Origin of the sequence: Salinimicrobium soli (genome assembly GCF_048323655.1) — a bacterium.
GTDB lineage: Bacteria > Bacteroidota > Bacteroidia > Flavobacteriales > Flavobacteriaceae > Salinimicrobium > Salinimicrobium soli.
The window spans coordinates 813,867-829,015 of the sequence record NZ_JBLUWW010000002.1 but is presented as its reverse complement, the minus strand read 5'-3'; the positions used below and the strand labels follow the sequence as shown (position 1 = coordinate 829,015).

Here is a 15,149-nt window from a genome sequence, read left to right as displayed (position 1 = left end):
TTGAAGTTCACCATCAACCCCCGAACATTTCTCTGAAGGAGGGAAATCCGGTAAGACCTTTTTGAAGGTCAACACATTTTACCTGCACGAAATCATTGTTTTAATAATGTTCCATCCTCTATATTTTAGGTCTTTTTGTAAGAAATCCTGAAACTGAACGTTATAGGATTTCATCAATCAATCATCATCTCATGCTAAAACGATTTTTTATTTTCTGCTCCGGGGCAGATACCAAAATCCTTGACTCCTGTTCTCCCGGCGAACAAACAAAATATGCAGGCATAGGCGCCACTGTTTTCTTTACGGCCGTCATGGCATTTATTGCTTCTTCCTACGCGCTATACACCGTATTTGACAATTATCTAACCTCTGTCCTGTTCGGGTTGATCTGGGGGCTCCTTATTTTTAACCTGGATCGTTTTATCGTATCCACGATCAAAAAGAAGAACAACTTCAGGAGTGAATTACTGCAGGCCACTCCGCGGATCATTTTAGCAGTGATCATCGCCCTGGTGATCGCCAAACCCCTGGAGATTAAAATTTTCGAGAAAGAGATCAACCGGGTCCTGTTGGAACAAAAAAATGATATGACCCTGGCAAACCGGGAACAGATCGCCACGCAGTTTGATCCGCAGATAGCCGAACTTAATGCGGAAATAGCTTCTTTAAAAGAGGAAGTATCTGTCAAGGAAGCCGAGGTCAATGCGCTCTACAGTACCTATATCGCGGAAGCCGAAGGAACAGCCGGAACAAAAAGATTGGGTAAAGGTCCGGTATATGCCGAAAAAAGAGAAAAACATGATGCCGAGCTCCTGGCCCTGAAGGAATTAAAAGCTACAAATGCAGAAAAAATTGAAGCTACGGAAGACAACATTGCTACCCTGAACAGTGAATACCAGGCCAGGGTAAGTGAGTCGCAGCCGGTTATTGATGGTTTTGACGGACTCATGGCGCGTATCAACGCTTTAGGCGAACTGCCGTTCCTGCCTTCTTTGTTCATTATGTTGTTGTTCCTGGCGATTGAGACTGCCCCTATTATCGCCAAGCTGTTGTCACCAAAAGGCGCCTATGACCTCAAGCTGGAAGAGGAAGAAAGCGCACTGCAAACCTGGGTAGCACAACAGCTGCAGCAGCGCGAACTCATCCTTAAAACAGATGCGGGTGTAAACCACAAGGTGTATGCAGACATTGCCGAAGAGCAGGAACTCTACGACTACAAACGCAAAAAGGCACGCGAGCTTATGCAGCTGCAGGCTGACGCCTTTTATAGTAAACAGAAACAGGTTCTTGGCTAAAGCGTATTTAGGTGTTGGAAACTGATAATTGTCAATTGAATAGCGACAGCGTCTTATGACTGGCCATAATCGAAGCATTCCTTTTTGCCCGGTAACCCGTCGATCCGCGTTGATGGCGAATGTTTAGTGCTTTTTGTATTTATTTTTTTTGTAATTCTTTATCATTTTTCCGAAATCCTTGTCTTTCTTACGTTTTTCAGTAATTGTTGATTCAAAGTGTTCCTTTTCGCGTTCCATTTTCAAGAAGTTTTCGTAGGAGGACTTGTCTATTTCGCCATTTTCAACAGCCTTTAAAACTGCACAGTCTACTTCAACAGTATGTGTACAATTTTTAAACTTACAGTCTTTGGCCAGTTCAGTTATTGCATTGAATGTCGTTTCTAATCCATCCTTAGAATCGGCAATTCCAACTTCTCTCATTCCCGGATTGTCTATTAGAATTCCTCCATTTTCGAGAACTAATAGTTCACGGTGACTTGTAACATGTCGGCCTTTATGGGTACTTGCACTGATCGTATCGGTTTTCATCAACTGTTTCCCTGATAAGTTGTTCAATAAAGTAGATTTTCCTACTCCCGATGAGCCTAACAAACAATAGGTTTTACCTTTTTCAATATTCTCTTTGAGTTTTTCGAATCCTTTTCGGGACTCATTGCTTATAGGAATTATCGGTACTATTTTTATCCGTTCCCGAACGTTACCAACCAGGTCTGATAATTCACTCTCATTTATCAAATCAATTTTATTCAGAATGATAATTGGTTTCACGTTGGATGCATGGCAAATGGTCAAATATCTTTCAAATCTGTTAATGTTGAAATCCCTGTCAACCGCCTGAACAATAAAAGCATAATCAATATTTGTGGCTATGATTTGCTTTTCTCCCTGCTTGCCCACGGCTTGTCTTTCAATAATTGTCTTTCTCGGGAAGACGGAATGAATAAGTACTTTATTGTCGTCATATTCAGAAATTGCGACCCAGTCACCAACTGCAGGGAAATCAGATCTGTTGTGCGCTGAAAAACGGAGGTTTCCAATTATTTCACCTTCGTATTCTTTTTGAGGGGTTTTCACAACATACCTTTCTTTATGTTCTGAAATAACCCGCCCCACTCTTAGAGAATCAAGATTTTGGTCCTTTCTGTAGTTTTCTAAATCTACATTATATCCTAAATCCTCAAGTGTCATTTCTTTTCTCTTTATTAAACACAATCTATCCGGTTACCGCACATATTTGGACATAGGCGGAAAAAGATTCTTACATACGGTTCTCTCTTTTTACCAATAGCATAATATTCCTCCTCTGTGATAAACTCTAGTGCCGGGAATTTATTAGAGCTATATACCATTATATCAGGTATTAATCATTCCTAATTTACGCAAATATTTAGCAAAAAATGTGGACTATCTTCCATCCTCTACCGATCCGCGAATAAATTTAGACCGATTTAAAATATCAGACCGGTTCGTGCAGGAAACAGAGAACTAACAACTTCACGGACACAAATTTTATCCTGCTAACGCAGTCTGAAATTCACCTACCTACCTACAGGCGGGCTCGAACTGACGTGAAGGTTTATTGCTCACTGGTAATTGTTCATTGCTCATTGTTCAAATATTAAAATAAAGACAATTAGGAGTTTTCCTGCTCCATTCCCTTGTAAATGAACTACTTTGGGGATATCAAAAAGAATTTAAAGTTTAGAAACACGCTTAAAATATAATTAGTAACCCGATAAAAACATAAGATGGACTTAAAAAACAAAGTAGTAATAATAACCGGAGCTTCCAGTGGAATAGGAAAGGCAACGGCAATGAAGTTGGCTAGTGAAGGGGCCTCGGTGGTATTGTGTGCCAGAAGTGAAGATGAACTTAAAAAATTAAAAGGTAAAATAGAAAACGATGGCGGAAAGGCATTGGTGGTAAAAACGGATGTAACGAAACCTGCCGATTTTGAAAATGCTGTTTCTCAAACCCTTGAAAAATATGGGACCGTCGATGTCCTTATCAATAACGCAGGACTTATGCCCCTCTCCTACATCGAAAAACTCAAGACCGATGAGTGGGAGAAGATGGTTGATGTCAATATTAAAGGCGTACTCAACGGAGTGGCAGCCGTATTGCCCACACTGCGTGAGAATAAAAGCGGACACATTATAAATATATCTTCCTCGGCAGCGCACAATTACTTCCCCGGTGGGGCGGTATATTGCGCCACCAAGATAGCCGTGAAAATGTTTTCTGAAGGATTAAGAAAAGAATTGGCACCGCAATATGGAATCAACGTCACCTCCATAGAGCCGGGTGCAGTGGATACAAGCCTGTTTGAAACCATCACCGACGAGGACATTAAGGAGAAACTGAAAGGAATGAAAGAGATGACCACACTGGAAGCCGAAGATATCGCCAATGCCATTTTCTACGCCTTAATTCAGCCAGACAGGGTAAACATCAACGATGTGTACATCATGCCAACAGAACAAGGATAATCATTATTAACACCGAAAAAACCTAAATAAAATGAGTGAAGCAGGAACCACAGAAGCAATAGAGACGATCAACCCCGCAACAGGTGTGACGCTCGATCGCTACGAATACATGACGAATGAAGAGGTAAAAGCGGCCATTTCAAAATGCCAAAAAGCATTTGAGAAGTGGAGGAATGTCTCTCCCGAAGACCGGGCAGAAGTCATCAAAGCCATCGGAAAAGCATTAACCAAGGCCAAAACAGAGTTGGCGCAATTGATGACCAATGAGATGGGAAAGACTTTAGAGCAAAGTAAGCAGGAGGTGGATTTATGCGTTGCCATCTGTGAATATACCGCCGAAATCGGACCGAAGGAGTTGAAAACCGAGGAACGGGATATGGTAAATGGACAAAAAGGCCGCGTTTCTTATGCTCCCATTGGGATAGTATATGGCATCCAGCCCTGGAATTATCCGTGCTATCAGGTAGTGCGTTATTCGATAGCCAGCCTGATGGCAGGTAACGGGGTTTTATTAAAGCACGCCTCAAACGTGACCGGTTCCGGGAAACTGCTGGAGCGTATTTACAAGGAGGCCGAAATCCCGGATGGCTTGTTTACCACTTTGACGATTAGTCACGATCAGTCTGATGAGGTTATAAAAAATAAATTGGTACGGGGAGTAACGCTCACCGGGAGTCCTGATGCGGGAAGAAACATCGGACAGAAAGCCACCGCTGAGTTGAAAAAAACAGTCCTGGAATTAGGCGCCAATGATGCTTATTTGGTTTTTGAAGATGCAGATATTGACCTAGCAGTAGAAGAATGTGTCAAAGGTCGTATTTATAACAATGGTGAAACATGTATTGCGGCGAAGCGCTTCATAGTTACCGAAAAAGTATACGAAGAGTTTCGGGAGAAATTCGTTAAGACTATGAGTGAAGTCAAAATGGGTGATCCTAATAAGGAAAGCACTCAATTGGGCCCCATAGCACGCAAAGATCTCCGCGATGATCTTCACGATCAAGTAGTGAAAAGCGTTGAGAAAGGAGCCAGGATTGCTTGCGGAGGGAAAATTCCAGATGGGGAAGGATTTTTCTATCCTGCCACCGTATTGGAAAATGTACAGCCGGGACAGCCTGCTTATGAAGATGAACTTTTTGGCCCGGTAGCTTCATTGATCAAGGCCAGGGATAATGAAGATGCCATGCGCATTGCTAACGACAGCCGATTTGGACTGGGTGGAGGAATCTTCTCCAAAGATGAAGACGCTGCCTTCGAAATGGCAGAGAAGCACTTTGATACCGGAATGGTGTTTATTAATTCCTTCGGCCTGGCCGATCCCGCCATTCCATTCGGTGGGGTGAAAAATTCGGGCTATGGACGGGAACACGGTGGATTCGGATTGAAAGAATTCGTGAACATTAAAGGTGTAATGAAAAGGTAGAATATTTCGGCTGGCAATTTAAAAATGGTATAGGGCTCTACAAATTCCCATTTTTCCAGCATCTTTGGTGAATTGAAATTCACTGGTTCCCGATACAATTTCATCCTGCTAACGCTGTCTGAAATTCACTGGTTCTCGATACACCCCGATAACTATCGGGGCACTCGAACTGACGTGAAGGTATTGCTAAACTGTAAATTGATAATTGTTCATTGATAATTGTTCATTGTTCATTGTTAATTGATAATTGTCAATTGAACAGCGACAGCGTCTTATGACTCGCCATAACCCCGGCATTCCGTTGGGCCCTGGCGACCGGCCGATCGGGTCGAGTTTCAGATTCATTTTCAAAAAAGATCACCTTAGGTGCTCCCTGCTTCCGGAGATAATTGCTCAGGATCTTATTGGTGTGGTAAGTTGCCGTCTGCCGCTTTAAAAATGCTTCGTAATCTTCTAAACGGTTTATTTGAGTTTCGGCATCAATGAATCCGAAGCCCTGGTACTGCCCTTCTTTTACCAGCACAAAAGCTTCTTCCTTAAAGCTTCTCCCCTTCTCCCTGATCACGAAGGTCGACGATTCTTCGGTCAAAGAAGCAATGGCTTTATTTACTTTGTTGTTGTAAGCTTCCACCTCCTCCTGGCCTCTACAGATGCCTTCACAGCTCACAATGCTGTAATGTGAACATTCCTCCACATTTGATTGCAGACTGCAGTACTTGGGACACAAACTGAATTCCCTGCACAGCTGCTCCAGCTTTTCCTGCGCCAAAGCACGACTGTAAAAAATGCCGACAGCTTCCCTGAACTTATTCGTCTTTTCCATTGCCAGTTGCAGGATGCCACGCTGATTGGTATAACTCACGATCTGGTATACCGCACCCGGACGTTTCTGCGCCCTGTTGAACTTCGGATAGTATTTCCTGATGCACTCGGCCTCCAGGAGCAGGGCGATCAATTCATTGCCCGTAGTTTCGTGATCTATATGGAAGGTCTCCTGGCCCAGGTGGTATTCCTTGCTCATGCGGTCATAGAAATGAGAGACCACCCGTTTTTTGATATCGATGGCTTTGCCCGCGTAGATCACCTTGTGCTGCCGGTCTTTAAACAGGTAAACGCCCGGCGATGCAGGCAAATCGTTGACCATGTCCGCATCAATATGTGGTGGTAAGGTAGCCTGCCGGGAGCGGGCGTGCAGGAAGGAATTGATGACCTTAAAATTATCATCCAGCGACAGCAACCTCTGGAAAAGAATCACCGTGGCATCTGTATCTCCTTCGGCCCGGTGGCGGTTGACAATGGGAATGTTGATGGAGTCGCACAACCTACCCAGGCTGTAGGAAAACAGGCCGGGGATCAGTTTGCGGGAAAGGCGTACCGTACAGAGCTTCTTCCGGATGTATTCAAAGCCCAGCTCCCGGAATTCATTCCGTATCACATTATAATCAAAATTCACATTGTGGGCCACAAAAATGGCATCACGGGTAAGCTCTTCTACTTTTTTCGCCACCTCATGAAATTTCGGCGCATCTTCAAGCATGGCGTTATCAATACCGGTAAGTGCGGTGATATAACGAGGGATCTCCTCCTCAGGATTGATGAGGCTCGTGAATTTATCTATGACCACCGAACCCCGGAGCAGCACAATGCAGATTTCGGTCAGACGATTTCCGTTGATACCTCCGCCCGTAGTCTCCACATCAATAATGGCAAATAACTGGTTTTCCATAGCTGCTCTTCCAAAGCAGTAAATTTAGGAATTTTAATTAATTATTAGGATAAATTCCTACAAAATGGAATAAATCCCAACCTGCCCGTCAGTTCGAGCCTGCCTGCCGGCAGGCAGGTAAATTTCATCGACCGGTAGGGAGATGCAATTCGTATTGAGAACTCGATACATTTTTCGCTGTCGCCTTTCAACTTTCAGCTTTAACTTTAATAAATTCTTTCCGCATTTCCCCTCCCTAAAGCGTGGCGGAAAGGTTCCCGACTTTTCAACTTTTTAAGTTTCAATTTGACTATCGAACTTCTTGTCTGTTCGAGTGATCCCAAGGACCAGGGATTGTATCGGGAAGGCGAGGGAGTTCTTTGTTCCTAACCTGTTCTCGATACATTTTCCCATCCTGCTCCCGCAGGATAGAAAAACACTCGAACTGACGTGTTGAGAAAAAAGAAAACCCTCGTCAGTTCGAGTGGATTTTTCGAGCATTACAGCGAGAAAAATTTGTATCGAGAACACACGAGGGGTTAGGGACTACCAAACCCGCTTTCTAAGAAGCTATTTCAGAAACCGTTAATTCCCCTTCCCATTCAGAAGAAATTATTTCCTCCTTTTTAATCAAATTGCCGGAAGTGGTAATTCTATACTTGTCCTTTTCAGGATTTTGCAAGTCCCAGATAATGTTTTCTGCTTCCGGAAATTCTAAATTACCCTTCATTTGTTCTTCAAATAATCTTTTTACAATATTCCTGTCAGACAAGCCGTCATTTAATATTCTTAGGATTATTTCTTTGTCAAGGTTCTTTTCCGGCTCATCCTGGGAGTTAATTCGGCATTTAATAATTGTTGCGCTTGAGCTGGGAAACTTGCCGTTGTATGCCTTAAAAACCAACTGGTTGATATGGAATAATGGAGCCTGCAATTCCATCTCGGGATATTCCTCACATACCTTATCCAGTAACATATCATTGGAGATCTGGTCAATTTGTCCTTCAGTCAATTCTTTCTCCAGTTTGTATTTCAGCACAATTCCTGCAGCTTCAGAAGGTTCAAAATCGGCTATTGCCATAAACAGTAGCTCCCGTAAGCTCTCGCTTCCCGTATCTTCCGCATTCGGATAATCAAATTTTTCCAGCAATTGAACATAGTCCTCATTTGTCCAGAATTCTTTGATCTCATCGACCGACTGGACTTCCTCTATTGTTATCATGTATTTCATCGTGAACTTTTTATTCGGATGTTATATTTTCCGAAGAGGATAGTATAATCAAATTTAATGACTGTAGGCTTGTATGAAATCACAACTTTTGGTGGAGGGAGGATTCGTTTGTTAGAGATTGTTTAACTGGATTAATTATATGGATAATCGGCACGCGAACTTACGCAGCTGCAGGCAGAAGCTTTTTATAGTAAACAGAAACAGGTTTTGGGGTAGCAGATAGAACGGGAAAGAATTTGGAAGCTGATAAACGGAATAATTATTATTAATTATACCACTCTAAAATCTCTCTTCCAATATCACTTTTAAGCTTCCCGTTTTCCAGGATGTTTTCTGAAAAAGGGCAAGAATATCAGTGGAATAAAATCACCAACTCCTGGGACACGGATGTGGTGAACTCCCCTACTCCAAGTCTTTCAGAAAATTTTAGCTCTACAAGCAATAATCCAGATCAGCGATTTATATCTGAATCGCTGATCTGGAAATATTATGAGGTATCACCGGAAAATAATCTGCTGCAGTATCTCAGAAAGAACTATCCAGAGCAAGATGTAGATCGTGTTAAGGAGGACTATGCCCTCGGCTCAACAAAAAACGGAGGTACTGTTTTCTGGCTAATCAATGAAAATCTCCAGGTGCAGAAAAATAAGATTTGTTATTATCAAGAAAACGGGAAGAGAACCAATCGGTTTAAAGCACCGTATAAGAATGATGATGGCTACTATTCTTGCTTATTTGGGGCTCATTTCCTCAAGTCAATTAGAAAAGGAACAGATCTCGTGGTGCTGGTGGAGAGTGAAAAGACAGCTGTTGTTGGGGCAATTCTCTTACCTCAGTTTACCTGGCTGGCATTTGGTGGTTTAAATGGACTGACAGAGTCTAAAGTAGCTTGCTTAAAAGGGCATAAGGTCTTGTTGGTGCCAGACATGAGTGAAAAGGCTGTCTCTGTAGCTTATGATAAGCTCCTTTTAATGAGGTCTAAGAGAGTGAATATACATATTTGGGATATGACAGAGGGAAAAGGAGATAAGACTTTAAAAAAGCTCAATTTATACAACAGAGACTTAGAAGATTTCTTTGGCGAAATAATTTTTGATTGATCAAACGCTCTGCAACGGCAAAATCAACGCCTGCAGTACGCCAATAATTAAACTGCAACGGCTCTCCGAAAGGTTAACCGTGAGATAGATTTTTTCTAATTTTTATTTATTATTTCCATTATTTCCACATAATTATCTAGCTTCCCAATCTTCACCGTTTCCCCCTGAGTTTTCCCCAATAAAGACTGGCCCAAGGGTGTCTTGATATTAATTTTCATAATTCCATTACTATTATCCGGTTTTATAGCTCCGTTTTCCACCAATTCAACCATAATCTCTTTACCGTTATTCAGGTAGTTAACTTTCACCTTACTGTAAGCCTTTATCCTTTCCTTATCTTCGGCTGGAGACTCTTCTATATCCAAACTATGACTTTCGATCTGATCCATTTCGTGAATTAAATCACTTTGAACTTCTGGATCATTGAAAGGCAATTCATTCCTGATAATTTCAATATTATCAGTAAAAGCATCTGAAATATTCCCCTCTACTTCAAACAATTCAGGATCTTTATTTTCAATAGACTTAATAAAATTTATTAAATGTTCAGTTTCTCTTTTTGGATTTCTCCACCAGTTCGTACTCCAAATCCTATGGAAAACGAATCCGTGATCCTCTAAAATTTTCTGTCGGTGCCTATCGTATAAATAGGCTTCTCTACTTGAATGATAGCTCGCTCCATCACATTCTATTGCGATTTTCGGTAATCCCGGATATTGCGGATCGTAAACCATATCAATCCTAAATCCTGCAAATTGTAGTTGTTGCACGATTTTGTTTTCATCAAAATTTGCGGCTAAAACTTGATAAACTTCTTCTTCAAAGGGAGATTCAGCTTCAGGATTTGGACCAAAGTCAATTCGTTCTACATTTGAGTTTTCTGCGAGGTCATTTAAGATTGCTTTTCTTAAATCATGATTATTCTCGCTTACAGCTTTGGAATAGGCTAAATAAGCATAAAAAACAGCTTTCTTATTGTTACCCTCGGTAACTAAATAACTCTTATAATTTAGATAGGCTTTCTCTGGAATCGAAGTACATAGGTATACTTTGAATTTAGCCCGTGTAATAATTACATTCAGGAGCTTATATCCCTTTTGCTGATTTATTGGTCCAAACCTTTGATTAAACTTTCCGTCCTGACTTTAGGAGCAGAAGCCTATCATGATGGGGAGCTGCAGGAAAAACTCCGCAGACAGGACATTGACGCCAGTCCGGTGAAGGTAGGGCTCCTGGTCGGTCATGAATTTTTGCTGGGTCATTTTCAGTTCAGTCAGCGCCTGGGTGTATATGTGTTTGACGATACGCCATACTACGACCGCATCTTCCATCGCTGGGGTTTGCAGTATCGAATAAACCGCCACTTCAGCGCAGGATTTCATTTGCTGGCTCACCGGCACATAGCAGAGTTTGTAGACTTCCGGGTAACATATTCTTTTCAGAAGCGGTATAAGTGACGGGATCATTCCTGCAAAGCTTCCTCCATTTCACAATTAACAGCGAGACAATTCCGGATTCAGGATTTAATAGTCGGTAATTGGAAAGTTGATCACTTTTGATCACCCCTCTTCACGGGATGTTCGTAGTGCGCCCCTTCAGGGCTCTTTCACCCCTCCTTTTTGTAACAAAAAAGGGAAAATTCCTACTAAATAATAAAGTCTCTTGATCAAAAATGGTCTTTACAGGTCATAAAGATTCAAAATCATGATCCTGTAAGACTTTAAAGAATTTGAAAATCAGGGAAACTGTTTTCCCTTTCAATAACTTTTAAAAAACCAATCCTGTGTCTAAAAACCACGTTCTGTTTCTGCTCCTTTCAATTATCATACTGTCGTCCTGCGAAAAAGAAGACAATGTTCCGCCAACAGACTACTCCATAGGATCTACTCCACATTTCGAGTTGCTTGATCAACACGAGAACGGCTGGATAAAGCAGGGCCGGTTTCAGCTTTCCGAAAATTCAACCGAAGAATTCGAATACTATGAGAACGGTTACATTAAATCGGCTAAGGTATACGCGAGTTATCCGCAGCACCACCTGTATATGGAAGTGAGCCGTAGTGAAGATAATGAGCCGCTCTGGTCAAAATACTACCATCCTGACGGAGCCTTATGGTTTGAAACCGAATATAAGAACGGGCTTCCATGGGTCAAGACAGTCTATAGCGAGGAAGGTACGGCCATTCACACCTATACCGATGGAGAGTTGAGTTCGGTCGAATTTACTGCGGCTGATGGCAGCAGTACCGCCCTCACCACTTACAATAAAGCTGAGGGAACACGGAATGTAACCATCACAAATAACGGGGAAACTGTTCTTGATGAAAACTATGCTTACCGGGAGCAGGCAGGTGCGGGAATTAACACCAATAATCATGTTCCGGTCGCCAATCCTTTTGGTGCAGCTGAAACCTCCTACTTCACACTTAATCAGTCCTTTTCTCAAACACCTTCCTGGGAAAACGATGCCGATCCAATATCATTTATGTTCCCTTATCGTTTATTCGATGAATTTTACCATCCCGGAAATTATTTCGCCACCAGGTTTGCTGTAAGCACAGAGCTTTACCAGTCGGTCATTGAACAGTATCCTGTGACCGAAAGAGGTGTATTGATCGGTGGCGGCAAGTACGAGGACGGGTACGAAGCCTTTTACAACAATTGGAAACTACGGGATTCACTGTCCAAAGTTTATGAGGAAGATCCCGCTTTATACAAGCTGAAATACGGAAATGAGTATGTCGAAAAGATAGGTTACGGAAAGATCTTTTTTGTAATTGGCGCAATCCGAAACCTGCCTACCGACAGTAATGTAGCTGATAACATTAAAAATATTGCCCGCAAACATATGCACGCAATGATCAATGGCAGCACCGGAATTTCTCCCGAGGAGCAGGAAATTCTTGACAGGGTTTGGTTTGAAGTAAAGTTTTTCTCCACCCTTAAAGAACATCGTAACGGAGTGGTCATTACTTCTGCCGCGGATTATGAAAATGCCGTTCAGAAAGTAAATGATGCAGAACCTTCGGTAATTCAGCTGCAATACGAATCGGTTGAAAATTTATAAAGAGGAACCTGCAAAAATCACCTATGAGTTACCAATTAACTGGAAGAAATATGGGGATATGGATCCCGGGAATTAATTCCGGATTCAAGATTCAAGATTCAAGACCCTCCAAAAATGCCATTTTTGAAACCTTTTAAAAAAATACTTTGAAAAACCTCCCCAAAATTGAAACGCTCACCAGCCTCCTGTGGATAATCTTTGGCCTGGTAGGCGGTCTGAATTATATTTCTAAAGAAGATTACCTGATCTCAGCTTTATTCTTTTTAGTTGTAGTACTGAACGGGTACAGGCTGGTAAAACCAAAAAACAGGAACATCAAAGGCTGATGGGCAAAGACCTTCCAAAAATGTCATTTTTGAACCTTCATAAATATCAAACCCTCAAATCTTTTAAAATGAAACTTTCCACCACTCCCCTCTCGATCTTATTAGTCATTCTCTTTGCTTCGTGTGCATTACGACCCATTCCAACAGAACATACCCTGGTCCAAATCGATAAAGAACAGATCACTTTAGACAATTTGGGCAACGGCAAAGTTTTGGTCTATAATGACGCAAATATTCTGCACACCGGCGACAACACTTCACAGTTAAATATCGTGCTGGACGGTAAAAACCTTGGGCAATTGCGTGCAAAAGACTACGTCATAGTCAACCTGCCAAACGGGAGACATGTTTTCAACCTCCACCACCTGGACCTGGTAAACATGCGCAGTGAGCATGAAGTAACGGTGACCGATACCGTGAAGGTGATACGGGTAAAACCTACGGTAACTTCGAATAAACTGGAAGTCACCAATGAGCTTCCAACTAACTGGAAGAAATACGGGTATATGAATCCGGGGAACTAATTCCGGATTCAAGATTCAAGACCTTTCAAAAATGTCATTTTTGAAACCTTTTAAAAAAACACTTTGAAAAACCTGCCAAAAATTGACACCCTCACCAACCTGCTATGGATCACTTTTGGCCTGGTTTGCGGCCTTGATCATTTTACCAGGGAAAATTATGTGATCTCAGCGATCATGTTTCTAATTGCCCTACTATACGGGTACAGGCTTGTAAGACCGAAAAAGCAAACTAAAAGCTGAAGGGAAAAGACCTTCCAAAAATGTCATTTTTGAACCCACTATATTAAGATAATCACCATGACCAAACACCTACTCCCTCATTACTGCAGAAAGATCGCACTGGTTCTTTTTACTCTTGCCATTGCCGGCTGGTTCCTCAATACCGCCCAACCGGACCTGCTTAAACTGCAACCTTTCCTCCACGGCTGGATCTTTAAAATTCTGATCCTCGCCTCTCTCTTGTTATTTATTTTTTCGAGGGAAAAGCTGGAAACAGAAAGAATTACTCAATTAAGGATCAGCAGCCTGTTTACTGCCGTCCCCGCCGGCTGCTTGCTGGTGATCTTCGAATTCTTTGCAGAAGTATTGTTCGAGGGAGAAAACGCCGATATCACCAGTGGTTATGATATTATGGTCTTTGTGTTGCTCATGTATTACATCAGCTTTTACATCAAAAAGAATATAAAGACTGTGCCTGCGAAAGTACACTCAAAATAAGTCCGGTTTTCAAACAACCACCAAAAATGCCATTTTTGAATACCAATTAATCCCCATCAATAAACTAACCGATGAAAAAATTACTATTACTCTTTACAGCCTTCCTTTTTATTTCCTGTTCTTCCGAAGAAAGTCCGTCCAACAAGATCGTGGGCACCTGGTCCTTTCATTCTATAATAGACATGACCTCCACCGGTGACAAAGAGGAAAATCTGGCAAACGACTGCGCCGCCAAATCAACTATTACATTTCACGGTAACGGAAAGTTAGTAGAAAGTGATTATTACTATAGCTACAACAGCATGGAATGTATTTTTAACGAAGATACTTTTAACCGGGAAATAAAATGGGAAGAAATTGAAGAGGGAAAATATCGCATCTTTAGTGAAAGATTCGGTGGTACTGTTTACGAAATGCGCTTCCCCGACAAGAATACGCTATGGATGATCCCCCCGCGAGAAGCTTACGAGCGGGATGGAGTTACTATTGAATACACTGCTTACGTTTATAAAAGGATCTGATATACCCTTCCAAAAAGGGCAATATTAATTACTCATCTTGAGCTTAGGATCAATTAGATAAGTTTCGGGAGTTTCCCCGTTGACCCTTATGAGGATATTGTAGTATTCCAGTCCGTCAATGTTTTTATTCTTGATCTTTCCCATCACAATGCCATCTTGATTGGGATCGCGAAAAACATTTTCCAGGATCTCGGCGCCGCCTTCTGTTTTCCTGAAGATCCCCAGCACGTCTACCGTTACTCCCAATTGCGGGTCCAGAGGCTCGGCTCTCCAGTAGATCTTCATGTTCTTGTCGACCAAAGCAACGTGTTCTGAAGGTTTTCGGCTTACTTCGGAAGGATTGGAGCGGTCGTCGGACATTTCAACGGTCTCATCATAGTTCTCCTCCGTGATATTTTCGGTATCTACTCTCAGTAACACATTGGTATCTTCCCTAAGTATGCCGGGCTCAGCTTTAGACATTAACGGGACTTCTTTCGAAACAAGCACCTGCTTTTTGGAATCCTCATTTTGGTAAGTAATATCTCCTAAAAAGGTCATCAAGCCAAGAGAGATGGACAGGACTAATGGTAATAACAGAAAGATGTACTTTTTTGTCATAACTTAAAGATTAGTCAGTTAAGATATGATTTTCAGGTACTTAAAATCTAAAAGGCCTTGTTTTTTAACATTTTTGAAACCGTACCTGCTCTTTATGCCCCTGCCCTGCTTTCCGCATATTCCTGCTTCCGTTTATGACTATTCCCGGCCT

At 41.9% G+C, this 15,149-nt stretch carries 16 protein-coding genes; 11 read left to right on the top strand and 5 right to left on the bottom strand.

The window, feature by feature from the left end:
- The first annotated feature begins 191 nt into the window (after window positions 1-191).
- Window positions 192-1,295 (top strand): DUF4407 domain-containing protein, encoded by a 1,104-nt coding sequence (locus tag ACNORC_RS09300; RefSeq protein ID WP_418335353.1) that lies wholly within the window; start codon window positions 192-194, stop codon window positions 1,293-1,295.
- 123 nt (window positions 1,296-1,418) lie between these two features.
- Here the strand turns inward: ACNORC_RS09300 and rsgA are convergent, their stop codons facing one another.
- Window positions 1,419-2,507: a ribosome small subunit-dependent GTPase A gene (gene rsgA / locus ACNORC_RS09295; RefSeq protein ID WP_418335352.1), complete on the bottom strand. Its 1,089-nt coding sequence runs from the start codon at window positions 2,505-2,507 to the stop codon at window positions 1,419-1,421.
- 536 nt (window positions 2,508-3,043) lie between these two features.
- Here rsgA and ACNORC_RS09290 point away from each other — a divergent pair.
- Both ACNORC_RS09290 and ACNORC_RS09285 read left to right on the top strand, forming a co-directional pair.
- Window positions 3,044-3,784: an SDR family oxidoreductase gene (locus ACNORC_RS09290; protein ID WP_418335351.1), complete on the top strand. Its 741-nt coding sequence runs from the start codon at window positions 3,044-3,046 to the stop codon at window positions 3,782-3,784.
- A gap of 31 nt (window positions 3,785-3,815) precedes the next feature.
- Window positions 3,816-5,207: an NAD-dependent succinate-semialdehyde dehydrogenase gene (locus tag ACNORC_RS09285; RefSeq protein WP_418335350.1), complete on the top strand. Its 1,392-nt coding sequence runs from the start codon at window positions 3,816-3,818 to the stop codon at window positions 5,205-5,207.
- A gap of 250 nt (window positions 5,208-5,457) precedes the next feature.
- Here ACNORC_RS09285 and ACNORC_RS09280 read toward each other — a convergent pair whose 3' ends face one another.
- Window positions 5,458-6,933 carry an exonuclease domain-containing protein gene (locus tag ACNORC_RS09280; protein ID WP_418335349.1) on the bottom strand — a complete coding sequence of 492 codons (1,476 nt, stop codon included), beginning with the start codon at window positions 6,931-6,933 and terminating at the stop codon, window positions 5,458-5,460.
- Between the two features lie 541 nt (window positions 6,934-7,474).
- Entirely contained in the window at window positions 7,475-8,143 is a 669-nt protein-coding gene (locus ACNORC_RS09275; protein ID WP_418335348.1) for a hypothetical protein, read from the bottom strand.
- Window positions 8,144-8,469: 326 nt separating this feature from the next.
- On the opposite strand from ACNORC_RS09275, the gene ACNORC_RS09270 reads away from it, so the two are divergent.
- Entirely contained in the window at window positions 8,470-9,243 is a 774-nt protein-coding gene (locus ACNORC_RS09270; protein ID WP_418335347.1) for a DUF6371 domain-containing protein, read from the top strand.
- A gap of 95 nt (window positions 9,244-9,338) precedes the next feature.
- Here the strand turns inward: ACNORC_RS09270 and ACNORC_RS09265 are convergent, their stop codons facing one another.
- Window positions 9,339-10,103, bottom strand: coding sequence for a PDDEXK-like endonuclease domain-containing protein (locus ACNORC_RS09265; RefSeq protein WP_418335391.1), 765 nt, complete (start codon window positions 10,101-10,103; stop codon window positions 9,339-9,341).
- A gap of 261 nt (window positions 10,104-10,364) precedes the next feature.
- On the opposite strand from ACNORC_RS09265, the gene ACNORC_RS09260 reads away from it, so the two are divergent.
- The 7 genes from ACNORC_RS09260 to ACNORC_RS09230 all read left to right on the top strand — a co-directional run bounded on the left by ACNORC_RS09260 (window position 10,365) and on the right by ACNORC_RS09230 (window position 14,398).
- On the top strand, window positions 10,365-10,700 hold the full coding sequence (locus ACNORC_RS09260; protein WP_418335346.1) for a hypothetical protein: 336 nt from the start codon (window positions 10,365-10,367) through the stop codon (window positions 10,698-10,700).
- 326 nt (window positions 10,701-11,026) lie between these two features.
- A complete protein-coding gene (locus ACNORC_RS09255) occupies window positions 11,027-12,310 on the top strand; it encodes a hypothetical protein (RefSeq protein ID WP_418335345.1) in 1,284 nt (427 codons plus the stop codon).
- 146 nt (window positions 12,311-12,456) lie between these two features.
- Window positions 12,457-12,636, top strand: coding sequence for a hypothetical protein (locus ACNORC_RS09250; protein ID WP_418335344.1), 180 nt, complete (start codon window positions 12,457-12,459; stop codon window positions 12,634-12,636).
- Window positions 12,637-12,704: 68 nt separating this feature from the next.
- The gene (locus ACNORC_RS09245) at window positions 12,705-13,160 is read left to right on the top strand and encodes a hypothetical protein (RefSeq protein WP_418335343.1); all 456 of its coding nucleotides are present in this window, start codon (window positions 12,705-12,707) and stop codon (window positions 13,158-13,160) included.
- 63 nt (window positions 13,161-13,223) lie between these two features.
- On the top strand, window positions 13,224-13,400 hold the full coding sequence (locus tag ACNORC_RS09240; RefSeq protein WP_418335342.1) for a hypothetical protein: 177 nt from the start codon (window positions 13,224-13,226) through the stop codon (window positions 13,398-13,400).
- A 57-nt stretch (window positions 13,401-13,457) separates the two neighbouring features.
- Complete coding sequence (locus tag ACNORC_RS09235; RefSeq protein WP_418335341.1) at window positions 13,458-13,877, top strand: hypothetical protein; 420 nt, start codon at window positions 13,458-13,460, stop codon at window positions 13,875-13,877.
- A 71-nt stretch (window positions 13,878-13,948) separates the two neighbouring features.
- A complete protein-coding gene (locus ACNORC_RS09230; protein WP_418335340.1) occupies window positions 13,949-14,398 on the top strand; it encodes a hypothetical protein in 450 nt (149 codons plus the stop codon).
- A 24-nt stretch (window positions 14,399-14,422) separates the two neighbouring features.
- On the opposite strand, the gene ACNORC_RS09225 is transcribed toward ACNORC_RS09230, so the two are convergent.
- A complete protein-coding gene (locus ACNORC_RS09225; protein ID WP_418335339.1) occupies window positions 14,423-14,998 on the bottom strand; it encodes a hypothetical protein in 576 nt (191 codons plus the stop codon).
- Between the last annotated feature and the right edge of the window lie 151 nt (window positions 14,999-15,149).

Excerpts from the sequence above, each read along its gene's own strand:
- ACNORC_RS09300 (WP_418335353.1), top strand. The coding sequence starts at position 192 with ATGCTAAAACGATTTTTTATTTTCTGCTCCGGGGCAGATACCAAAATC.
- ACNORC_RS09290 (WP_418335351.1), top strand. The coding sequence starts at position 3,044 with ATGGACTTAAAAAACAAAGTAGTAATAATAACCGGAGCTTCCAGTGGA.
- ACNORC_RS09285 (WP_418335350.1), top strand. The coding sequence starts at position 3,816 with ATGAGTGAAGCAGGAACCACAGAAGCAATAGAGACGATCAACCCCGCA.
- ACNORC_RS09280 (WP_418335349.1), bottom strand. The coding sequence starts at position 6,933 with ATGGAAAACCAGTTATTTGCCATTATTGATGTGGAGACTACGGGCGGA.
- ACNORC_RS09275 (WP_418335348.1), bottom strand. The coding sequence starts at position 8,143 with ATGAAATACATGATAACAATAGAGGAAGTCCAGTCGGTCGATGAGATC.
- ACNORC_RS09270 (WP_418335347.1), top strand. The coding sequence starts at position 8,470 with ATGTTTTCTGAAAAAGGGCAAGAATATCAGTGGAATAAAATCACCAAC.
- ACNORC_RS09245 (WP_418335343.1), top strand. The coding sequence starts at position 12,705 with ATGAAACTTTCCACCACTCCCCTCTCGATCTTATTAGTCATTCTCTTT.
- ACNORC_RS09235 (WP_418335341.1), top strand. The coding sequence starts at position 13,458 with ATGACCAAACACCTACTCCCTCATTACTGCAGAAAGATCGCACTGGTT.
- ACNORC_RS09230 (WP_418335340.1), top strand. The coding sequence starts at position 13,949 with ATGAAAAAATTACTATTACTCTTTACAGCCTTCCTTTTTATTTCCTGT.
- ACNORC_RS09225 (WP_418335339.1), bottom strand. The coding sequence starts at position 14,998 with ATGACAAAAAAGTACATCTTTCTGTTATTACCATTAGTCCTGTCCATC.